The following is a 2,516-nucleotide window of genomic DNA, read 5'->3' as shown; positions in this document are numbered from 1 at the left end:
TAGCTACCATTCCGCAGCTTGTCAATAAAAAAAGTAGAGATCATCGCCTTCCGTTGTCGAGCTATGGCGCAACGTTGCTGATCGGTGTCTTGTCGCCGGGGGCCGGACGCCCCGTACCGGGGTCTTGTCAGTCGACCAGGAGAATGAGCGGGGGCGTGGCGAGCACGATGATCGCCCCGAAGTAGGCGCACGGCGGCATCCACCACGGCACTTCTGGCGGGTCGAGGAGCCGGGCGATCCGCGAGATGACCGGATTGGCCGTGCCGCGCCGGGGGCCGCCGCCGACCGGTCGTGTCCGGCCGGGCGCCGCATCGCCGAGGTGGGGCCCGCCGAGGTGGGGCCCGCCGGGGTCTGGCCCGTCGGGATGGGGCCCGCCGGGATCTGGCCGGTCGGCGTCTGGGCTGCCTGGGCTGGGCGGGCTGGGTGGGCTGGAATCGCGGACGTCGACCGCCGTGGGATCGTGGGAGCCGAGCGCGGGCAGCACGGCGGCCGGAGAACCGATGATCCCCAGCGCCCCGGCGGGGACCGGTGCCCTTGCCCCGCCCAGCCGGGCCAGGGCCCGCGCGAGCGATCGGTGGCTTGTCTGCCGGGCCGCCGCGTCGTCGGCGAGCATCTCGACGAGGAGCGAGACGGCCGCGGTCGCCTCCCTGGCCGGGCCCAGGAACGGGAAGGTCCGCTCCCATGCGACGAACGGCTGGATGACGAGGTCGTGACGACCGGCGACGTGGGCCGCCTCGTGGGCGAGCACGGCGTCCAGTTCGGTGGCGTCGAGGGTGTTCAGCAGCCCGCGGGAAACCACGACCCGGGCGTGCCGCACCCCCGGCACGCAGTAGGCGACCGCGACGGGATGATCGAGGATACGCAGCAGGATGCCGGACCGGTCCCGGCGTTCGCACAGGCAGCAGCCGGTTGCGCCCCCGCCGCCGACGGCTGTGCCGGGGCCTGCGGTTGTGCCAGAGTCCGCGGCTGTGCCGGAATGATGGGACGCATGGTCGGGCGGGACGCAGGTCTCGTGCCGGCGATGCCGACGGCCGGCCAGATCGACCAGGTCGCGGTGTCGGTGACGCTCGCGAAGAGTGGCTGCGGTGGAGGTGCCGAGCACCCCGAACAGTCGGGAGGCCAAGGCCGCCGCCACGGCGAGGCCGATGAGGTTGACCAGACCCAGGCCCGTCAGCGGCGCGCTGGCCGCGATGTTGTCGAGATGGTCGGCGATGGCGGTCGGGGTGTCGCTGGACAGCGGTGAGACGGTGAACGCGATCGCCGCGAGCAGCGCCGACACCCCGCCGGCCAGACCGACCGCCTGCCAGAGCACGATCGCCGCCCGTGGGCATCGGTAGGGCCAGTGCGCGGCGGCCAGCAGGCGTGGGACCGGCCAGGCCAACACGCCCGCGAACAGGGCGAGAAGTGCCGCGGTCGTCATGTCCCGGCTAACGCTACCGGTGGTCGGGCGGAATCTGGGCCGTTCGATCCGAGTCGGTGGCTACCGGAACGATCTGCTCCGGGTCGTTGCGGGGCGGGTCGCCGATCGCCGGACCGCGCCGGGCCTCGGCGTGCCGGACCTCCGTGTACGGATCCTCGGCCTGCGGATCCTCGGCGCGCGGGACCTCTCCGTCAGGCACGAAGATGCCGGGTTCCCCGGGACCAGCGGGTTCCAGGGCACGGCGAAGGATCTCGGCCTCCTCCGCGGACACCGACTCCACGAAGCGGACCAGGGCGGAACCACGATCGTCCGCCGTGCCGAGCGCCTCCATCATCGCCTCGGCCACGACGGCCTCGCGACTGTCGCTGGCCGCGTAGCGATGCGCACGCGCCGAACGCTGACGCCGCACGAATCCCTTCCGTTCCAACCGTTCGAGCACGGTCAGCACGGTGGTGTACGCGAGATCGCGTTCATGCTGGAGACGACTGGCGACCTCACGGGCCGTCAGCCAGTCGTCGCTCGCCCACAACACGTCCATGACCGACCGTTCGAGGTCACCCAGGCGCGCCATGGTGCCAATCCTACGTGGCGTAGAACATTCGTGGGACCGAACGGGGTGCTTCGTTGAGGCCTGTTGCGTCACAGCCACGCGGCAACGGTGCCGGCCGTCGGGGAGGAGTCGGGGAGGAACCGGCCTTCCGGCCCCCGATCTGCCTCCCGGCTCCCACCCGGCGCCCGGCTCTCCGGACCAGTGCGAACCCGCCGGCTGACTGATCCGCCGCCGTTTATGCGGCCCGAATTTCTTTAAAAGGAAACATCTTTATAACTTATAAAACTATATATCCGCCGAACGGGCTATCCGCCGAACGAACCATCCATCGAACGAGCCATCCGCCGAACGGGCCATCAATCGAACAGGCCATCAATCGAACAGGCTGACGGCTGCAATGGAGGCGTCTTCCGGTCCCGCCCCGTGCCGTCGACCGTGGCGCACGTCTCGACAGCGCCGTCGGTGGTGCCGTCGGTCTTGACCATGTCATCGAGCTCACTGCGCTTTGCTCGTCGCCAGGAGAATTGGCTACATACCGTAGAAACC

General features: G+C 70.0%; 3 protein-coding genes. All 3 read right to left on the bottom strand.

Features of this window, described 5'->3' with window-relative positions; all coding sequences use genetic code 11:
- Positions 1–127 precede the first annotated feature (127 nt).
- Entirely contained in the window at positions 128–1,420 is a 1,293-nt protein-coding gene (locus ACY45C_RS08305; protein ID WP_462187042.1) for a M56 family metallopeptidase, read from the bottom strand.
- Positions 1,421–1,433: 13 nt separating this feature from the next.
- On the bottom strand, positions 1,434–1,991 hold the full coding sequence (locus ACY45C_RS08300) for a BlaI/MecI/CopY family transcriptional regulator (protein ID WP_462187041.1): 558 nt from the start codon (positions 1,989–1,991) through the stop codon (positions 1,434–1,436).
- A gap of 335 nt (positions 1,992–2,326) precedes the next feature.
- Positions 2,327–2,516: hypothetical protein (locus ACY45C_RS08295; protein ID WP_462187040.1), on the bottom strand; the 190-nt coding region annotated here is incomplete at its 5' end.

Source organism: Frankia sp. CcWB2, assembly GCF_977927585.1.
Note: the sequence above shows the minus strand (reverse complement) of the source record. Positions and strands in the feature narration are given on the sequence as shown.

Coding starts and splice junctions, on each gene's coding strand:
- ACY45C_RS08305 (WP_462187042.1), bottom strand. CDS start 1,420: ATGACGACCGCGGCACTTCTCGCCCTGTTCGCGGGCGTGTTGGCCTGG.
- ACY45C_RS08300 (WP_462187041.1), bottom strand. CDS start 1,991: ATGGCGCGCCTGGGTGACCTCGAACGGTCGGTCATGGACGTGTTGTGG.